General features: G+C 59.9%; 14 protein-coding genes and 1 pseudogene. 10 read left to right on the plus strand and 5 right to left on the minus strand.

What is annotated here, in order from left to right:
• Positions 1–65 precede the first annotated feature (65 nt).
• A complete protein-coding gene (locus ISN39_RS23375; protein WP_194730640.1) occupies positions 66–1,706 on the plus strand; it encodes a phosphoethanolamine--lipid A transferase in 1,641 nt (546 codons plus the stop codon).
• Positions 1,707–3,170: 1,464 nt separating this feature from the next.
• On the opposite strand, the gene ISN39_RS23380 is transcribed toward ISN39_RS23375, so the two are convergent.
• The 4 genes from ISN39_RS23380 to ISN39_RS23395 are packed head-to-tail and all read right to left on the minus strand — an operon-like array spanning position 3,171 to position 8,209.
• A complete protein-coding gene (locus ISN39_RS23380; protein WP_074072559.1) occupies positions 3,171–3,704 on the minus strand; it encodes a sarcosine oxidase subunit gamma in 534 nt (177 codons plus the stop codon).
• On the minus strand, positions 3,697–6,660 hold the full coding sequence (locus ISN39_RS23385) for a sarcosine oxidase subunit alpha (protein WP_194730641.1): 2,964 nt from the start codon (positions 6,658–6,660) through the stop codon (positions 3,697–3,699). Before ISN39_RS23385 ends, ISN39_RS23380 begins: the two co-directional genes overlap by 8 nt.
• A complete protein-coding gene (locus ISN39_RS23390) occupies positions 6,657–6,935 on the minus strand; it encodes a sarcosine oxidase subunit delta (protein WP_194730642.1) in 279 nt (92 codons plus the stop codon). The genes ISN39_RS23385 and ISN39_RS23390 overlap by 4 nt, the downstream gene beginning before the upstream one ends.
• A gap of 23 nt (positions 6,936–6,958) precedes the next feature.
• Positions 6,959–8,209, minus strand: coding sequence for a sarcosine oxidase subunit beta family protein (locus ISN39_RS23395; RefSeq protein ID WP_074072555.1), 1,251 nt, complete (start codon positions 8,207–8,209; stop codon positions 6,959–6,961).
• 95 nt (positions 8,210–8,304) lie between these two features.
• Here ISN39_RS23395 and ISN39_RS23400 point away from each other — a divergent pair, with 95 nt between their 5' ends.
• The 8 genes from ISN39_RS23400 to ISN39_RS23435 all read left to right on the plus strand — a co-directional run bounded on the left by ISN39_RS23400 (position 8,305) and on the right by ISN39_RS23435 (position 16,375).
• Positions 8,305–9,264 (plus strand): GlxA family transcriptional regulator, encoded by a 960-nt coding sequence (locus tag ISN39_RS23400; protein ID WP_194730643.1) that lies wholly within the window; start codon positions 8,305–8,307, stop codon positions 9,262–9,264.
• A 183-nt stretch (positions 9,265–9,447) separates the two neighbouring features.
• Positions 9,448–10,110 (plus strand): XRE family transcriptional regulator, encoded by a 663-nt coding sequence (locus ISN39_RS23405; RefSeq protein ID WP_194730644.1) that lies wholly within the window; start codon positions 9,448–9,450, stop codon positions 10,108–10,110.
• 95 nt (positions 10,111–10,205) lie between these two features.
• Complete coding sequence (locus ISN39_RS23410) at positions 10,206–11,111, plus strand: glutamine amidotransferase family protein (RefSeq protein WP_194730645.1); 906 nt, start codon at positions 10,206–10,208, stop codon at positions 11,109–11,111.
• A gap of 39 nt (positions 11,112–11,150) precedes the next feature.
• Positions 11,151–11,837 carry a GXGXG domain-containing protein gene (locus ISN39_RS23415; RefSeq protein ID WP_194730646.1) on the plus strand — a complete coding sequence of 229 codons (687 nt, stop codon included), beginning with the start codon at positions 11,151–11,153 and terminating at the stop codon, positions 11,835–11,837.
• Positions 11,838–11,851: 14 nt separating this feature from the next.
• Positions 11,852–13,180, plus strand: coding sequence for an FMN-binding glutamate synthase family protein (locus ISN39_RS23420; RefSeq protein ID WP_194730647.1), 1,329 nt, complete (start codon positions 11,852–11,854; stop codon positions 13,178–13,180).
• A gap of 81 nt (positions 13,181–13,261) precedes the next feature.
• The gene (glnT, locus tag ISN39_RS23425) at positions 13,262–14,569 is read left to right on the plus strand and encodes a type III glutamate--ammonia ligase (RefSeq protein ID WP_194730648.1); all 1,308 of its coding nucleotides are present in this window, start codon (positions 13,262–13,264) and stop codon (positions 14,567–14,569) included.
• Positions 14,570–14,651: 82 nt separating this feature from the next.
• Positions 14,652–15,536, plus strand: coding sequence for a formyltetrahydrofolate deformylase (gene purU / locus ISN39_RS23430; protein WP_074072547.1), 885 nt, complete (start codon positions 14,652–14,654; stop codon positions 15,534–15,536).
• Between the two features lie 143 nt (positions 15,537–15,679).
• The gene (locus ISN39_RS23435) at positions 15,680–16,375 is read left to right on the plus strand and encodes a GntR family transcriptional regulator (protein WP_194730649.1); all 696 of its coding nucleotides are present in this window, start codon (positions 15,680–15,682) and stop codon (positions 16,373–16,375) included.
• Positions 16,376–16,432: 57 nt separating this feature from the next.
• Here ISN39_RS23435 and ISN39_RS36670 read toward each other — a convergent pair.
• Positions 16,433–16,622, minus strand: a pseudogene (locus tag ISN39_RS36670) (addiction module antidote protein, HigA family); the annotation flags it as partial.
• Between the two features lie 376 nt (positions 16,623–16,998).
• Between ISN39_RS36670 and ISN39_RS23440 the strand changes: the two are divergent.
• Positions 16,999–17,598 (plus strand): amino acid synthesis family protein, encoded by a 600-nt coding sequence (locus tag ISN39_RS23440; RefSeq protein WP_194730650.1) that lies wholly within the window; start codon positions 16,999–17,001, stop codon positions 17,596–17,598.
• The last annotated feature ends 53 nt before the right edge of the window (positions 17,599–17,651 follow it).

Raw genomic sequence — 17,651 nt, forward strand, 5'->3', positions numbered from 1 at the left:
CCTTAGCCCGGAAGTTCCAATCTTTTGCGCCGCGCCGGGACATCGAGCGCGTTGGATGCATTAGGATGAACAAAGTCTTGCATTGCTATCGGCCCACGGTCGGAAGCGTGACAATTTGCGCTGTCACGACCCTGTATCTGCTTCTTGTCACGAACTGGACATTCTGGACCAAGGCGTTCGGTTATTTGGCAAAGGATCACTTTGCCTTCATTCTTTTTGCCGTCGGCATCTCGGCGATGAGCATGGCCATAATCACGGCCTTTTCTGCGAAATATGTAACCAGGATATTTTTGATCTTCTTTATCCTAACCGCGTCTGCGGCGTCCTGGTTCACCGATCAGTTCGGTGTGGTCGTTGATCGCGAGATGATCCGAAACGCCGCCGTCTCAACGGGTGCTGAAGCGGGGCACCTCTTAACCTTGCGCTTCGCCACCCATCTCCTTATGACCGGAATCCTACCATCGCTGGTCGTTGTCTGGGTAAGGGTCGCGCATCGGCCATTCTTGGCGAAACTGGCGCACAACAGCGCAATAATCGTCGGATGCATCGGGATCTTAGCTCTGGCGGCGGCCTGCGACTATCGAACCTTTGCCGGGGTCGGCCGGGCGCACCGGGACATCCTCGATCCACTCAATCCCTTCTTTCCGATATCGAGCGCCGTTCGGTTCATAATAGACGCGACCCAGAATGCCGAGGTTACCGCGCACCCACTGGGAGTGGACGCACATCGCACCGGGTTGAGGCCAAAGCCGCGAGTGACGGTCATCGTTGCAGGAGAAACCGCTCGGGCAGACGATTTTTCGCTAGGCGGATATGGCAGGGATACGAACCCGGAGCTCCGCGAGCGCGGCGTCGTCTACTTTCCAAACACGACGAGCTGCGGCACGTCCACGGCCGTCTCGATACCCTGCATGTTTTCGGTCTATCCACGCCGCGCCTACACACATCGCAAGGGCCTTGAGACAGAGAACGTGCTCGATGTCCTAACCCATGCAAACGTATCAGTGTCGTGGTTTGACAATGATACCGGCAGTTATCACGTGACCGACCGCGTCGTTTACCAATTCCTCCCGAGTTCTGCCGACCCCAGGTTTTGCAAGGACGGCGAATGCCTGGACGCCATTCTTCTCGATCGCATGGATTCGTGGCTTAGCACCGTCAAGGGCGATAGTGTTTTGATCCTGCATCAGCTAGGAAGCCACGGCCCGGCCTATTTCTCGAGATATCCAAACGATTTCAGGCACTTTTTACCAGATTGCCGGGCAAATGACTTCGGCGCTTGCTCAGCGCAGGAAATCAAGAACGCCTATGATAATACGATCCTCTATACCGATCACATCGTGTCGCAGGTGATCGATAGACTGAAGGCGCGCTCCTCCACGATTGCCGGATCGGTCATCTACCTTTCAGATCACGGCGAATCGCTTGGCGAGCACGGCCTTTATTTGCATGGCGCGCCATATGTGTTCGCGCCGTCGCAGCAAACCCATGTCCCATTCCTCGTTTGGATCGCGGATGACCTGCAGCGCTCGGGTGGGTTTGACATGGGATGCCTGGATCGGAATGCAGCGCTCCCCAACTCCCATGACAACTTGTTTCACAGTGTTCTCGGTCTCATGGACGTGTCGACAAAGGTTTATGATCCCGCACTCGACATATTCGCGAAATGTCGTCGACCAGGCACCAACCTCGCTGATGCAAGGTAGGTTTCCATGGCCGGGTAAGAGGGAGATCCGGATCTAGCGCGTAGCGTAACGGTTCGGAGCTCGTGATCATTTGGCAGAACCGCAATGCGGCAAGGGCTCGCCTCAAGTCGTGGAGGAAGACGAGCCCTTGTCCAGTTGGGTGTGCCTGGAGAGGGAGGGACCATCTCCCGTAGCACTTAGATCACGCGACTCGCGTAAGGGAGGAGAACGCGCCACGTCATCCACTGCAGCAAACATTGAGGAGGATGAAAAGTTCCATCCTTTCCAGTGAGCCGTTAAAATGGCAGCATCATCGCTCATTGGACCGCAGGCGTTACACCCTGCCGTTTGCCGTAAAGCCGTCACGAATAATTCGATTTCGTCCTGCGTCAGGAGAACGGGCATGCTTTCGGACGGAACGGCGACGACATCGTCTGGCTCGGTCCGAAAGCTCTTCGATCTGTCCGCGAGCGAACCGGCGGTCGCCAGCAAGTGCTAGTGAGCTTTGGTAGATGTCGTGGAGCGCTCCATGGATTTCGGTCCATCGTAAAGAGCGATTAAGAGGGCTGTCAGATCTTCGACGGAACCATGACCCTGGTTGAAGAGATCAATCACCGAACTGCACAGCAAGGCAGAGCATCTCGGCTCTGGTGCCAAGCCAAAGTGTCTGTACCATGCTTGGACCGCGCCCGACATCAAGCGCAGGTCACTTTCCTTGAATGATACCCCCAGCACTTAAACCGCCCCCGGTCATTTCCGCCCAAGGCAATTTAGCCGCGATTGAAATGCCGTCAACTTGGACTAAGGTCCGAACGCCTGGGAACCTGTCGAGCGACAGCTCCAGGAGGGCGTGACGTGTGGCCCCGGCATGTTCATCTGACAACGAGCCTTGCCGCATACGATAGGAGCCAGACCTCGACAGCTTCCGACCCAGGTGCATCCACGGATGTGCTATAATTCTGTCGTCGAACCATGGCTGATGAGGGCAGCATGAGCAGAACGAGCGATCCCAATCTCTGGAACCGCCTTGAAACTTACAGCCTCGATCAACCCGGCGTCAGCATGCCCAAAGACGCCCGGCGATCTCGCCGCAGCAGTTGGTGGCGATCCCTGAGCGTCACCAGGAACCATCTCGGTATCATTGGCTGCCTTGCCATTCTGGTGCTGTTTGCGGGATGGAGTTTTGAAGGAAGCTTTTCTTCGGTGGCGCCCGTGCTCGCCGGCATCGCCGGCTACTTTGCTCTCACGATGTTGCTTCCCGTCCGCCGGCCTCGAAGGGACAGGCAAAACGCAAGCGGGTGTGGTGGAGGCGGAAGCGGAGGATCATCTTCCGGGGACGGTGACTGCGGATGTAGTGGAGGTGGATGTGGAGGGGGTGACTGAGCCGACGATGTTGATTGCCGGCCGCCATGGCGAAGCCTCAAACGGAGTTTGCATGATGCTGGTACGCCATGCCTTCCTTTGGTATTCCTGACAAACCTGCGCTCAGCCAAACTCTGCGCTCATGCGCGCGAGGTCGTCCCACAGGCTTTCGGCAAATCCTCGCAGGACGATAATCTCGAATGTGTCGGCATCGACACAGGTGATATGGGCCGCGATATGGCCGACCAACGTCGTTGCGGATTGTCCGACGGGGAATGAGCCGGGCGCAAGATCGACCGCCGTGCCTTTCGAAAGGACGCGCCTGGCCAACTTGCCGCTGATCCGGATGCGCACGCGTCCATGGCTCTGGTCGACGCCGGTTGCGCGCGGTCCGAGCCCGTCGAACAGATCCTTCATATCCTGATATGCCATCGGTTCTTCGCCAACGATGAACCACTGTCCGGGCGAAACAGAACGGACGGCGAGGGCGGCCCCTTTGGCGAGGCCGTCGAGGAAGGACGCGATATCGCGTTCGCCGGGCTGGGCCAGCACATGAATGATGACGCCTTCGGGAAGCGGAGAGAGGCTGACGGCAGTAGAAGAGATCACCGGTTTGGCGCCGAGCGCCGGGCGAAGGGTCGGGCGGAAATCAGACATGGAGCCTCTCGTTCTGCGGATCGAAGAAAACCGGATTGCACAGGCGCGCGGGGGTGAATTCGTTGCGCAGGCCGTTCCAAACCACCACCTCTTCGCCGTGCCGCTCGGATCCGCGCTTGACGAGGGCAAGACCGATGGTCGATCCGACATGGGGTGAAAACGCGCTTGAAGTGACGTAGCCCTGGTCGTTTTCGAGCGTTGCAGCCCCATCCTTGGTGAGGATGTGGGAACCCGTGCGGAAGGATTGGTTGGGATCGAGCGGCACAATACCAACCAGGCGCGGCCGGTCGCCGGCCGCAAGGCCGTCGCGCCCCACCATGGCCTTGCCGATGAAATCGACCTTTATCGACGAAACCATTTTTGCAAAACCGAGATCGGCCGGAACGACGGTGCCGTTGATCTCGTTGTGGGTGACATGGCCTTTTTCGATGCGCATGACGCCGAGCGCTTCGACGCCATAGGGCATGATGCCATCGTCTTTCCCGGCGTCCATCAGGGCATCGGCAACGCTTTCGCCGTAACCGGCCGGCACCGCAAGCTCATAGGCAAGTTCGCCCGAGAAGGAAATCCGGAAGAGGCGGCCGTGAAGCGTGCCGTTGAAAAGTGAGATATCTTTCGCTGCGAGAAAGGGGAAGGCAATGTCGGCGATGTCGTCGTCGACGATCTTCTGGAGAATAGAGCGGGCTTTTGGCCCGGCGATCGCCATCTGCGCCCACTGGTCGGTGACCGATGCGAGGCGAACGTCGAGATCCGGCCACAGCGCCTGCGCGCAGAACTCCAGGTGGTTCATGACGCCTGCGGCATAGGCCGTCGTCGTCGTCATGAAGAAGCGGTCTTCTTCAAGGCGGCTCGTCGTGCCGTCGTCGTAGATCATGCCGTCCTCGCGCAGCATCAGGCCATAGCGGGCCTTGCCGACCGGTAAGTTCAGGAAGCCATTGGAATAGATCCGGTTCAGAAATTGTGCCGCGTCTTTGCCGCAGATCTCGATCTTGCCGAGCATTGAGACGTCGCACAGCCCCGCATTCCGCCGCACGTTCAGCACTTCTCGGTCGACGCTTTCGCGCCATGTATGTTCGCCCTTTCGCGCGAACCAGGAGGAGCGATACCACAGACCGGTCTCGACGAAGACGGCGCCGTTCTTTTCCGCCCAGCCGTGCAGCGGCGATTTGCGCACCGGCTGGAAATGATGTCCGTGATAGGCGCCTGTCAGCGCCCCGAAGGAGACAGGCGTATAGAATGGCCGGAAAGTCGTCGTGCCGACGTCTGCCGGCGAGACGCCGCGCGCTTCAGCCAGAAGCCCGATGGCATTGATATTGGAAAGCTTGCCCTGATCCGTCGCCATGCCATTGGTTGTGTAGCGCTTGGCAAGCTCAACATGGCCATAGCCCTCGCTGACGGCAAGGCAGAGATCCTTGCGATGCACGTCATTCTGGAAATCGACGAAGGCCTTGCCCTTGACGCCGGTTATGGACCAGACCGCCTTTTCAGGCGGGGCGAGGATATCGTTCTCCACCGCGCCGAACTCAGCGGCTGCCGCCTTGAAGCCAAGCCCTTCTGCCATGGCCGCGCCCTGCCGCGCGCCGTCCGCAAGGCAGGCGGCAAGGCCGCCAACGGCGCAAACGGAGCCGGCGAGTGCCATCCCGTTCAGATTGCCCGGTGCGAGGAAGGCTGCATTGTCATCCGACCAGACCGGTTTGCCGCCGCGGTGGCAGGCAAGATGGATGATCGGGCTGAAACCGCCTGCCATGGCCAGGGCATCAACATTCAGCCGTTCCGTGCGGCCCTTTGAGCGGATATCGATTGCGTTCAACGCCTTGCCGCCCTTGGCATCCGATACCACGGCACCCCTGATGATGCGCGCCGGGCCAAAGTAGCCGCTGCCGCCGTCCTCGCGGCTGTCGACGATGGCGGCAAGCTGAATGCCGTGCGCTTCGAGATCGCGGGCCAGTGCATAGCCGCTGTCATTGGTGGTGAAGATCGCTGTCGCCTTGCCGGGGGCAACAGCATAACGGTTAAGGTAGTGGCGCATGGCGCTCGCCATCATCACGCCCGGAATGTCGTTGCCGCCGAACACGACCGGACGCTCTTCCGCTCCCGTCGCCAGAACGCTGCGCTTGGCGACAATGCGCCAGAGACGTTCCACAGGTACGTTGGGCTGCGGTTCGGACAGATGCTTTTGCACCCGCTCGACGGCGCCGAAGACATTGCCGTCATACCAGCCGAAGACGGTGGTGCGGGTCAGAAGGGTGACATTCGGCAAGGATTCGAGTTCGCCGATGCAGTCGGCTGCGAAATCGGCAGCCGCCTTGCTGCCGATCGATGCGGTCTCGCTCAAAAGCGCGCCGCCGGCAACCGAGTGCTCGTCGATGAGAATGACGCGGGCGCCGGCACGGCCGGCACTGATGGCGGCAGCCAGCCCCGCCGGCCCGGCACCGATGACGAGCAGGTCGCAATGTGCCCAGCACTTATCATAGGCGTCCGGATCGGTTTCATATGTTGCCTTGCCCAGTCCGGCGGCCTTGCGGATGAAGGGTTCGTAGATCTTTTCCCAGAACGAGACAGGCCACATGAAGGTCTTGTAGTAGAAACCGGCGCCGAGGAAGGGCGACAGAAGGCTGTTCAGCGCGCCAATGTCGACGTCGAGCGACGGCCAGCGGTTTTGGCTTCTCGCTTCGAGGCCGGCGTAGAGTTCCTGCATGGTGGCGCGCGTGTTCGGCTCGGTGCGGCCGCCGCGGCCGATGGTCATCAGCGCATTCGGCTCGGCTGCGCCTGCAGTCAGGATGCCGCGCGGCCGGTGATATTTGAAACTCCGGCCGACGAACTGGCGGCCGTTGGCAAGCAGTGCAGAGGCGAGGCTGTCGCCCTCAAGGCCCTGCATCGCCTTGCCGTCGAAGGTAAAGGACAGCGACTTGGAGCGGTCGATCAGCCCGCCCTTCGGCAAACGGTAGGATGTCATGCGCCTGTACCTTCCTTCTCGCCAGACGCAGCGTCGCGGCATGCGGCGATCTCATGGGTCACCGTATCGCGGGCGACGACCAGCCACCGCCGGCAGCCGGACGTGTGATGCCAATATTCCTCGTAGGCACCGCGGGGATTGTCGCGCAGATAGACGTAGTCGAACCAGTCGTCAGGACCGGCATCGGGCGTCGGTCGCGCAAGGGCAGCGCCTTTGATGGTGAATTCCTCTTTGGGTCTTCGCCCGCAATGCGGGCAGGGCACGAGACTTGCCATTTCAATGTCCTCGATCCGCGAAATCAATGAAGGTTGGGCTGGGCGCCCTGGCCTTTTTCGTCGATGAGATAGCCGCGCTGAAAGCGGTCGAGCCGGAAGGCCGTCGCCGTCTCCTGGGGCACGCCGCGGGCGAGAAGATGGGCAAAGCAAAAGCCCGACGCCGGGGTCGCCTTGAAACCGCCGTAACACCAGCCGGCATTCAGGTAGAGATTGTCGACATGGGTCCGGTCGATGATCGGCGAACCGTCCATCGACATGTCCATGATGCCGCCCCAGGAGCGCAGCACCCGGACGCGCGACAGCGCCGGGATCATCGCCTTTCCGGCTTCCGCCACATGTTCGACCGTCGCCAGATTGCCGCGCTGGGCATAGGAATTGTAGCCGTCGATGTCGCCGCCAAAGACGAGGCCGCCCTTGTCGGATTGCGAGACGTAGAAGTGTCCGGCGCCGAAGGTGACCACTCCGTCGATGAAAGGCTTCAGGCCTTCCGAGACGAAGGCTTGAAGCACATGGCTTTCGAGCGGCAGCTTCAGGCCAGCCATCCGGGCGACCTGCGAAGAATTGCCGGCTGCTGCGAGCGCCAGCTTGCCGCAGCTAATGAAGCCGCGACTGGTTTCGACGCCGATGACCTGCCCGTTGCTTAGACGGATGCCGGTCACCTCGCAGCCTTGGATGATGTCAACGCCGCGCTGATCGGCGCCGCGCGCATAGCCCCAGGCGACCGCGTCATGGCGAACGGTGCCGCCGCGCTTCTGCAGCAGGCCGCCCTGGATCGGGAAACGGGCATTGTCGTAATCGAGAAAGGGCAGCATCTTCTCGACCGAAGCGCGGTTGAGAAGCTCGGCATCGACGCCGTGCAGCCGCATGGCGTTGCCGCGGCGGGTATAGGCGTCGCGCTGCCCATCCGAGTGGAAGAGATTGAGCACGCCGCGCTGCGACACCATGGCGTTGAAGTTGAAATCCCGCTCGAGCCCCTCCCACAGCTTCATGGAAAGCTCGTAGAACGGATTGTTGCCCGCCAGCAGGTAGTTGGAGCGGATGATGGTCGTATTGCGGCCGACATTGCCGGAACCGACATAGTTCTTCTCCAGCACCGCCACATTGGTGATGCCGAATTCCTTGGCGAGGTAGTAGGCCGTAGCAAGGCCGTGTCCGCCACCGCCGACAATGATCACGTCGTAATGCGGCTTAGGCTCGGGCTGCCGCCAGGCGGGCGCCCAGTTCCTGTTGCCGAAAAGCCCGTTTAAGAAGATGGATAGTGCCGAGTAGCGCATCGATGCCGCTTTCCAAGAAAGACCTGTTGCCGGTGATAGCATGGGGAAGTGATCCGGAGTTGCATCCTTGGGACATTATGATGTAATTTTAGGACATGAGCGCTGGCGACCAGAAGAACCTTCAGCGGATCGGCTTCGTCCTCGTGCCGAATTTCGCGCTGATGTCCTACGCCTCGGCGACCGAGCCGTTGCGGGCGGCAAACCTGATTGCCGGAAGTGCTCTTTACGAAGCGATCCCGTTATCGGCAGATGGTCTTCCGGTTCGCAGTTCGTCCGGCCTGACGATCAGTTGCAACCGCCTTTCGGAGGCCGGCGGCACCTGTCATACGATCTATGTCTGTGCCGGCGGCGATCCGCAAGACTGGTACGCAAGTGCCTCCCTGCATGCGCCGCTGAGGAAGTTCGCGCGCAATGGCGTGCGGATCGGCGGCATATCGAGCGGCTCCTACGTGCTGGCATCGGCGGGCCTGCTCGACAACACCGATTTTACGATCCACTGGGAACATGCCCCCGTTCTGAAAGAGGCATTCCCGCATCTCGCCCCGCGCCAGGCGCGGTTCGTCATCGATGGTGCACGCGTGACCTGTGGCGGAGGGGTGGCACCGCTCGACATGATGCACGCCGTGATTTCCGAGCGGATGGGCGCCGATTTTGCCCGCCGGGTGAGCGATTGGTACCTGCATACTGCCGTCGCCGAGCCGAGCGATCCGCAGCGGGCATCGGCCGCCAACCGCTTCGGGACCAATCACCCGGCGCTTCTCGCCGTGCTGGAGAAAATGGAGACTGCGATCGAAAATCCGCTCAGCCGTGCAGAGATGGCAAGCCTTGTCGGTATCAGCGCGCGCCATCTCGATCGCCTCTTTCTCAAGCATCGCGGCATGACCTTCCTCGACACTTACCGGCAGATCCGCCTGCGGCACAGCCGCCGGCTGCTGGAGCAAAGCCCGCTGTCGATTTCGGAGATCGCCTTTGCCACCGGCTTTTCGAGTCCCGGCCATTTCTCCAGATCGTTCAAAGCGACGTTCGGTGAAAACCCGACGGATGCGCGGCGGTAGGACAACAGGAGACTGGTTCGCGCATATTGCGGTCAGTCCCAAGCTGTCGGCTCCGAAATGTCCGACACCCACCCGACCGCGTTTTTCTCTGTAAGTCCGGCCTGTTTTTGGAGGGCGTGGGTTTTTCCTTTGAATCGTGAAAGATTTCCTGAGAAGATAAATATTGCTTCCTCCGGAGACATCATGCCTTCCAAGACACAGATCGAAAACGCCGTAGCGCTGGATCAGAATCCGCACGCGGTTCGCGAACCGCGCGTCAACAATCTCGAGATGGCGATCGGACACGAGGTCCGCAATTTCCGCAAGAAGCTCGGCATCACCGTCACCGACCTGTCTGCGGCGACGGGCATTTCGCTCGGTATGCTGTCGAAGATCGAAAACGGCAATATTTCGCCGTCGCTGACGACACTGCAAACGCTCTCCAGGGCGCTCGGCGTTCCGATTACCGCCTTCTTTCGCCGCTTCGAGGAGCCACGGAGTGCAACCTTCGTCAAGGCGGGTGAGGGGGTGAATATCGAGCGTCGCGGCACGCGCGCCGGACATCAATACAGCCTGCTGGGCCATATAGACAATAATACCAGCGGCGTCACGGTCGAGCCCTATCTGATCACGCTGACTGTCGAATCAGACGTCTTTCCCACCTTCCAGCACGACGGAATGGAGTTTCTCTATCTCCTGGAGGGGGAGGTGGTCTACCGTCATTCAGACGCCCTTTACCGGATGCAACCCGGCGACAGCCTGTTCTTCGGCGCGGATGCGCCACATGGGCCGGAGGAACTCGTCAAGCTCCCCTGCCGCTATCTCTCGATCATTTCCTATCCGCAGCAGAAGGCCGTCAGCGACTAGTTTATTGCCTTAAAAGAAAAAATTATTCTTCATAGTTGATTATCGCCAAACCCTCTGGTAGCACTCGTTCAGACACGAACGGAGGTTGCCAGGTCATGTGCGGCATTGTTGGACTGTTTCTCAAAGACCGGAGCCTCGAGCCCCAGCTGGGGCAGCTGCTCTCGGAAATGTTGATCACCATGACGGATCGCGGTCCGGACTCTGCCGGAATCGCAATCTACGGCTCGGCTGCTGAGGGAAAAGCGAAGGTGACGATCCAGTCGGCCAAGCCGGAGGCGGATTTCGCCGGCCTTGAAAATGATTTGGCAGAAGCCGGAATACCGGCGAACGTCAGCATCAAGAGCACCCATGCCGTCATCGCGATCGCTGCGGACAAACTTATGGCGATCCGGCAGCTTCTAACCGCGCTTCGGCCCGATGTGCGTGTCATGGGCTCCGGCGACAGCGTCGAGATTTACAAGGAAACCGGCCTGCCGAAGGATGTTGTTGCCCGTTTCAGCGTCCGCTCCATGGGCGGCTCGCACGGCATCGGCCATACACGCATGGCGACGGAATCGGCTGTCACGACGCTTGGTGCACACCCGTTTTCGACCGGTTCCGATCAATGCCTGGTGCACAACGGTTCGCTGTCGAACCACAACAACCTGCGCCGCGAGCTGGCGCGGGAGGGCATGACCTTCGAAACCCAGAACGACTCGGAAGTTGCAGCTGCCTACCTCACCTCCGAAATGGCCAAGGGCAAGGATCTCGGGCAGGCGCTGACCGGTGCGCTCGACGACCTCGACGGCTTCTTCACTTTCGTGGTCGGCACCAAATCCGGCTTCGGCGTCGTGCGCGATCCGATTGCCTGCAAGCCCGCTGTCATGGCCGAAACGGACCAGTACGTCGCTTTCGGTTCCGAATACCGGGCGCTCGTCAACCTGCCGGGCATCGAAACGGCGCGCGTCTGGGAGCCTGAGCCTGCAACCGTCTATTTCTGGGATCACCAGAAAGCCGCCTGAGCGGCACCTCCTGCGCATTCTCCAAGGGTTATTGAAAACATGCCTGTCATTGATCTCGCCATCACCCCTTTGCGTGAACTCAACAGCGCCCTGCACAGCATCCAGCAGGGTTCGAACGATCTTTCCTTCGAGGTCGTCAATCCGCGCGGCAGCCATTCGGTTGCCGTTGGCATCGATACGCCTGTCACGGTCGATGTGAAGGGGTCCGTCGGCTATTACTGCGCCGGGATGAACGACGGCGGAGCCGTTACCGTTCATGGTTCGGCGGGCCCGGGCGTGGCGGAAAACATGATGTCGGGTACAGTCGTGATCGAAGGCGACGCTTCCCAGTATGCGGGCGCAACGGGCCGTGGCGGCCTACTGGTCATCAAGGGCAATGCAGCGTCGCGCTGCGGCATTTCGATGAAAGGCATCGACATTGTCGTTCATGGCAATATCGGCCACATGTCCGCCTTCATGGGACAATCCGGCCATCTGGTGGTGCTCGGCGATGCCGGCGATGCGCTGGGCGATTCGCTCTACGAGGCGAAGCTTTTCGTGCGCGGCTCGGTCAAGAGCCTGGGTGCCGACTGCATCGAAAAGGAGCTGCGGCCCGAGCATCTGACGAAGCTGGCCCAACTCCTCGAAAAGGCGGGCGTGACCGGAGTGAGGCCCGAGGAATTCAAGCGTTACGGTTCGGCCCGCAATCTCTACAATTTCAATATCGACAACGCCGACGCATATTAAGGCGAGGGACCATCATGAGCTATCACAACCCCTATACCCCGCCGCGCAAGTCCGCGACCTTCGACGATTATACGCTGGCGGAAATCCGCCGCGCTGCGGCGACCGGGATCTACGATATTCGTGGCGCAGGTACCAAACGGAAGGTTCCGCATTTCGATGATCTGCTGTTTCTCGGCGCGTCGATTTCGCGCTATCCGCTCGAAGGTTACCGCGAGAAGTGCGACACGTCGGTTGTCCTCGGCACGCGCTTCGCCAAGAAGCCCATTCACCTGAAGACGCCGGTCACCATTGCCGGCATGAGCTTCGGCGCCCTGTCCGGCAATGCCAAGGAAGCGCTCGGACGCGGGGCGACGATTGCCGGGACCTCCACCACCACCGGAGACGGCGGGATGACCGATGAAGAGCGCGGCCATTCACAGATATTGGTCTACCAGTATCTGCCGTCGCGTTACGGCATGAATCCCAAGGATCTGCGTCGCGCCGATGCCATCGAAGTGGTTGTCGGCCAAGGCGCAAAGCCCGGTGGCGGCGGCATGCTGCTTGGCCAGAAGATCTCCGATCGCGTCGCCAACATGCGCAACCTTCCCAAGGGCATAGACCAGCGTTCGGCGTGCCGCCATCCAGACTGGACCGGCCCGGACGACCTTGAGATCAAGATCATGGAACTGCGCGAGATCACCGACTGGGAAAAGCCCATCTATGTGAAGGTCGGCGGCGCGCGCCCCTATTACGATACGGCTTTGGCGGTGAAGGCCGGCGCGGATGTCGTCGTCCTCGACGGCATGCAGGGCGGCACTGCGGCCACGCAGGACGTCTTCATCGAGCATGTCGGCATGCCGATTCTGGCCTGTATCCGCCCCGCAGTCCAGGCCCTGCAGGATCTGGGAATGCATCGCAAGGTGCAACTGATCGTATCGGGCGGTATCCGTTCCGGTGCGGACGTCGCAAAGGCTCTGGCACTCGGTGCCGATGCCGTTGCCATCGGTACGGCGGCGCTGGTTGCACTGGGCGACAACGACCCGAGATGGGAAGACGAATACCGAAAGCTCGGTACCACAGCCGGCGCGTATGATGACTGGCACGAAGGCAGGGACCCGGCTGGTATTACGACACAGGATCCGGAACTGGCGGTTCGACTGGATCCGATCGCCGCGGGCCGCCGCCTCGCCAACTATCTGAAGGTCATGACGCTCGAAGCCCAGACCATCGCTCGTGCCTGCGGCAAGAACCACCTGCACAACCTGGAGCCGGAAGATCTTTGCGCGCTGACCATGGAAGCGGCTGCCATGGCGCAGATCCCGCTCGCTGGGACGAGCTGGTATCCGGGCAAGGGAGGTTTGTGAAACCGCATCAAAACAGCGAGCCGCATTTGGGAGGATGCGGCTCGTTTCCGTTGAGTGTCTGAATACAAAAAGGGGAATGACATGACACTGGATCTCTCGACATATGCCGCGGACAACGGCATCAAATATTTCATGATCAGCTTTACCGATCTGTTTGGAGGCCAGCGCGCCAAGCTGGTGCCGGCCGAGGCGATCGCAGACATGCAAAAAGACGGCGCCGGTTTTGCGGGCTTTGCCACCTGGCTCGATCTGACGCCTGCCCATCCCGATCTTTTCGCCATTCCGGACGCATCCTCGGTCATCCAGCTCCCCTGGAAAAAAGATGTGGCCTGGGTCGCAGCCGACTGCGTCATGGAAGACCAACCGGTCGAGCAGGCTCCCCGGGTTCTCCTCAAGAGACTGATTGGCGAAGCTGAAAGGGCGGGCCTGCGCGTCAAGACCGGTGTCGAGCCGGAATTCTTCCTGATCTCGCCAGATGGTTCGAAGATTTCCGACGAGTTCGATAATGCCGAAAAGCCCTGCTATGACCAGCAGGCTGTCATGCGCCGCTACGACGTCATCGCCGAGATCTGCGACTGCATGCTGAAACTGGGCTGGAAGCCCTATCAGAACGATCATGAGGATGCCAACGGCCAGTTCGAGATGAATTGGGAATATGACGATGCGCTGCAGACGGCAGACAAGCATTCCTTCTTCAAGTTCATGGTGAAGTCGGTTGCCGAGAAACACGGTCTTCGCGCCACATTCATGCCGAAGCCCTTCAAGGGCCTGACTGGCAACGGCTGCCATGCCCATATCTCCGTCTGGGACCTCGAGGGTAGAAACAATGCGTTTGCCGACAAAGCAATGCCGTTTGGTCTTTCCGCCAAGGGCAAGACCTTCCTCGGAGGCATCATGAAACATGCCCCGGCGCTGGCCGCGGTGACCAATCCGACCGTCAATTCCTATAAGCGCATCAACGCGCCGCGGACGATCTCCGGTGCGACCTGGGCGCCGAACACGGTGACTTGGACCGGCAACAACCGCACCCATATGGTGCGCGTGCCCGGCCCCGGCCGCTTCGAGTTGCGGCTGCCCGACGGTGCGGTCAATCCCTATCTGCTGCAGGCAATCATCATCGCGGCGGGACTTTCTGGCCTTCGCAGCAACGCCGATCCGGGGCCGCATCACGATATCGACATGTACCGCGACGGACATACTGTAACCGACGCCCCCAAACTACCGCTCAACCTGTTGGATGCACTTCGCGAGTACGAGAAAGACACCGAGCTGCAAGCCGCCCTCGGCACGGAGTTCTCGGCGGCCTATCTGAAGCTAAAGCAGGGCGAGTGGAACACCTATTGCTCGCAGTTTACCGCCTGGGAGCATGAAACGACCCTCGACGTCTGATATTTTCCCCGATGCCCTTCGCGGCCTTCCACCCGCGCTGCGCACGGGGTGTCTTTTTGACATCGCTGCAAGAGAGCCTGCCATGACGCAATTCATCCTGACGGTCACCTGCAAATCAACGCGCGGCATCGTGGCCGCCTTGTCCGGTTACCTGGCGGACGCCGGCTGCAACATCGTCGACTCGTCGCAATTTGACGACCTCGATACCGGTCTCTTCTTCATGCGCGTCAGCTTCCTGTCGGAAGAGGGCCTCGGTCTTGCGGAGCTTGCCGAAGGTCTAAAGCCGATCGCCGCAAAGTTTCGGATGGAAGCTGAGGTCCACGATGGCTCGCGGCGCATGAAGGTCATGCTGATGGTCTCGCGCTTTGGCCATTGCCTCAACGATCTTCTCTATCGCTGGAAAATTGGCGCACTGCCGATCGATATCGTCGGCGTCGTCTCCAACCATTTCGACTACCAGAAAGTAGTGGTCAATCATGATATACCGTTCCACCATATTCCGGTGACCAAGGAGAACAAGCCGCAGGCGGAAGCCAGGATCATGGACCTCGTGGAAGGAACCGGCACCGAACTCATCGTGCTCGCACGCTACATGCAGATCCTTTCTGATCGCATGTGCATCGAGATGTCAGGCAAGATCATCAATATCCACCACTCCTTCCTGCCGAGCTTCAAGGGCGCCAATCCGTACAAGCAGGCCTACGGTCGCGGCGTAAAGCTGATCGGCGCGACGGCTCACTATGTCACCGCAGACCTCGATGAAGGCCCTATCATCGAACAGGACACGGTGCGCGTCACCCATGCCCAGAGCCCTGAAGACTATGTCTCGCTCGGCCGCGACGTCGAGGCGCAGGTTCTGGCGCGCGCCATACACGCGCATATCCATCGCCGCACCTTCATCAACGGCAACCGCACCATCGTCTTTCCGCCAAGCCCGGGGAGCTACGCGTCCGAGCGCATGGGGTAAAATGCAGCGTGCGCGAATAACTGCGCCGCCAGTTGCAATCGTCCGACCCTGTCGATAAGTATTTGGTACGCCATAATATGGTGTGGCCGGCTTATACTCTAGGCGAGGCCGGCGAGCATGGCATATCATGACAGGGGCGGACAGTGGCGGTTGGTTTGAAAGATTCGACGATCAAAGTGGAACGGCCCGCGAAAACCCTGCGCGAACTGGCGCTGGACAAGGTTCGCGAGGCGATCGACAGCGGTCATTTCAAGCCCGGTGATCGTCTGGTGGAGCGAGATCTCTGCGCCCAGCTTGGCGTAAGCCGAACGATTGTTCGCGAGGTGCTACGGCATCTTGAGTCGGAAGGCCTTGTTGCAAATCTTCCGAACAAGGGCCCGATCGTAGCCCGGCTCGATGCTGATGAAGCGCGACAAATCTATGAAATACGCGGAGCGCTAGAGGGCATGGCGGCGCGCCTGTGCGCCGAGCGTCACGATTCTACAATCGTTGAAGCGCTCGAGGGGGCGCTCTACGATATTCGCCAGTGCTACCGCGAAAAAGACATGCCGGGCGTCCTGGCCAGTACCTCGGCCTTTTACCAGGTGCTCTTCAGCAAGGTCGATCGCCACGTTGCCTGGGGTATTGTCAATCTTCTGACTGTCAGGATCAATCATCTCCGCTCGATGACGATCAAGACGGATAACCGCAACGTCGAGGGTCCCGCACAGATGGAGCGGATCATCGAGGCGATCAGGCGGGGCGATGGTGAAGGCGCCTATCGTGCTGCGATGGACCACGTAACAAGTGCGGCAGCCATCGCCGAGGCCGTGATTTCTTCCCAATCGCCGGCTGCCTGACATCTTCGTCGTTGACGTGAAGCACAGCGGTCGTTGCCGGGCGCCGCTGCTTACGCACGCTGCGGAAGCATGAGGTTTGACGCGTTCGATTGGCTCAATCCCACGCGCAGAGTACATTGCCTCCCACAAATCGGTGCGGCGCTGCAGGTTCAGCCAAAAATCAGGACTCCAAAAATCAGGACTATTGCCGAACACGCGCCAGAATGAGCGCGGTCGGAGCCGTCACCGTGCGGCGATGGTTGCAAAGCCTTTACGCACCACTTTGTCACCTCATCGACAGCTATGGGTCGAGATCGGCCTTGAACGTCTCGAATTGACTGCTCGGCGGGATCCTCATGTCCTGACCGAAGCTCTCATTGTCAATCATGTGGAGTCTGCGAAACAAGCGGCTTTCGAGAGATCGGATGCAGACGCGCCGAGGAGCAAATTCGGCTCTAAACGAGGCGGAGTGGCTCGCCTCTGTGAACCCGCATATGGCGTCGGGATCGAGCAAGAATTCTCTAAGTACCTGATCGAAATACAAAATCGATTGAAGAAGGCGCCGCAGCCCGTTGTTCGAACAAGGCTATTGACGAATTAATATTATGGCATACCATAACACCATATGTTGCTGAGGACGTCGCATGATCCAGATTCGCAAGACGCTGTTGCAAGTTGAAACTACCTTGATCGAAGGCGGAAAAACCGCGCCGCTGCCGCTGAAACTGTATTCGGCTTTCGCGGTGGTTAAGAATCCATGGGCAGGCAAAGGCTTTGTCGAGGACCTCAAGCCGGAAATCCATGTGGGCGCCCCTGTGCTCGGAGAATTGCTGACCCGCATGATCATCGAAGCCGTTGGTTCGGGCGAAGCCGTCGAAGGTTATGGCAAGGCCGCGGTCGTCGGTCTCGACGGCGAAATCGAACACGCTTCAGCGCTGATCCACACACTGCGTTTTGGCAATCACTACCGCAATGCCGTCGGCGCCAAGTCTTATCTTGCCTTCTGCAATACCCGTGGCCCGGCCAATGCGCCGATCATGATCCCGCTGATGGACAAAAACGACGAGGGCCGCCGTTCGCATTACCTGACCATTCAGACAGCCATTCCCGATGCCCCGGCCGCCGACGAGATCGTCGTAGCACTGGGTGCGTCCGTCGGGGGGCGTCCGCATCATCGCATCGGCGACCGCTATCAAGACCTCAAGGATCTGGGCCACGACGTCACCAATCCTGCAGGCGTTTGAGAAAGATCAGCTGGCGTCATGCAAACGAGACACTCCAGATTGTCGAAAGAGGC

Origin of the sequence: Rhizobium sp. 007, assembly GCF_015353075.1 — a bacterium.
Taxonomy (GTDB): Bacteria; Pseudomonadota; Alphaproteobacteria; order Rhizobiales; family Rhizobiaceae; genus Rhizobium.

What these genes read in the sequence shown, in the direction of transcription:
- ISN39_RS23375 (WP_194730640.1), top strand. Translation starts at nt 66, where the DNA reads ATGAACAAAGTCTTGCATTGCTATCGGCCCACGGTCGGAAGCGTGACA.
- ISN39_RS23380 (WP_074072559.1), bottom strand. Translation starts at nt 3,704, where the DNA reads ATGTCTGATTTCCGCCCGACCCTTCGCCCGGCGCTCGGCGCCAAACCG.
- ISN39_RS23385 (WP_194730641.1), bottom strand. Translation starts at nt 6,660, where the DNA reads ATGACATCCTACCGTTTGCCGAAGGGCGGGCTGATCGACCGCTCCAAG.
- ISN39_RS23390 (WP_194730642.1), bottom strand. Translation starts at nt 6,935, where the DNA reads ATGGCAAGTCTCGTGCCCTGCCCGCATTGCGGGCGAAGACCCAAAGAG.
- ISN39_RS23395 (WP_074072555.1), bottom strand. Translation starts at nt 8,209, where the DNA reads ATGCGCTACTCGGCACTATCCATCTTCTTAAACGGGCTTTTCGGCAAC.
- ISN39_RS23400 (WP_194730643.1), top strand. Translation starts at nt 8,305, where the DNA reads ATGAGCGCTGGCGACCAGAAGAACCTTCAGCGGATCGGCTTCGTCCTC.
- ISN39_RS23405 (WP_194730644.1), top strand. Translation starts at nt 9,448, where the DNA reads ATGCCTTCCAAGACACAGATCGAAAACGCCGTAGCGCTGGATCAGAAT.
- ISN39_RS23410 (WP_194730645.1), top strand. Translation starts at nt 10,206, where the DNA reads ATGTGCGGCATTGTTGGACTGTTTCTCAAAGACCGGAGCCTCGAGCCC.
- ISN39_RS23415 (WP_194730646.1), top strand. Translation starts at nt 11,151, where the DNA reads ATGCCTGTCATTGATCTCGCCATCACCCCTTTGCGTGAACTCAACAGC.
- ISN39_RS23420 (WP_194730647.1), top strand. Translation starts at nt 11,852, where the DNA reads ATGAGCTATCACAACCCCTATACCCCGCCGCGCAAGTCCGCGACCTTC.
- glnT (WP_194730648.1), top strand. Translation starts at nt 13,262, where the DNA reads ATGACACTGGATCTCTCGACATATGCCGCGGACAACGGCATCAAATAT.
- purU (WP_074072547.1), top strand. Translation starts at nt 14,652, where the DNA reads ATGACGCAATTCATCCTGACGGTCACCTGCAAATCAACGCGCGGCATC.
- ISN39_RS23440 (WP_194730650.1), top strand. Translation starts at nt 16,999, where the DNA reads ATGATCCAGATTCGCAAGACGCTGTTGCAAGTTGAAACTACCTTGATC.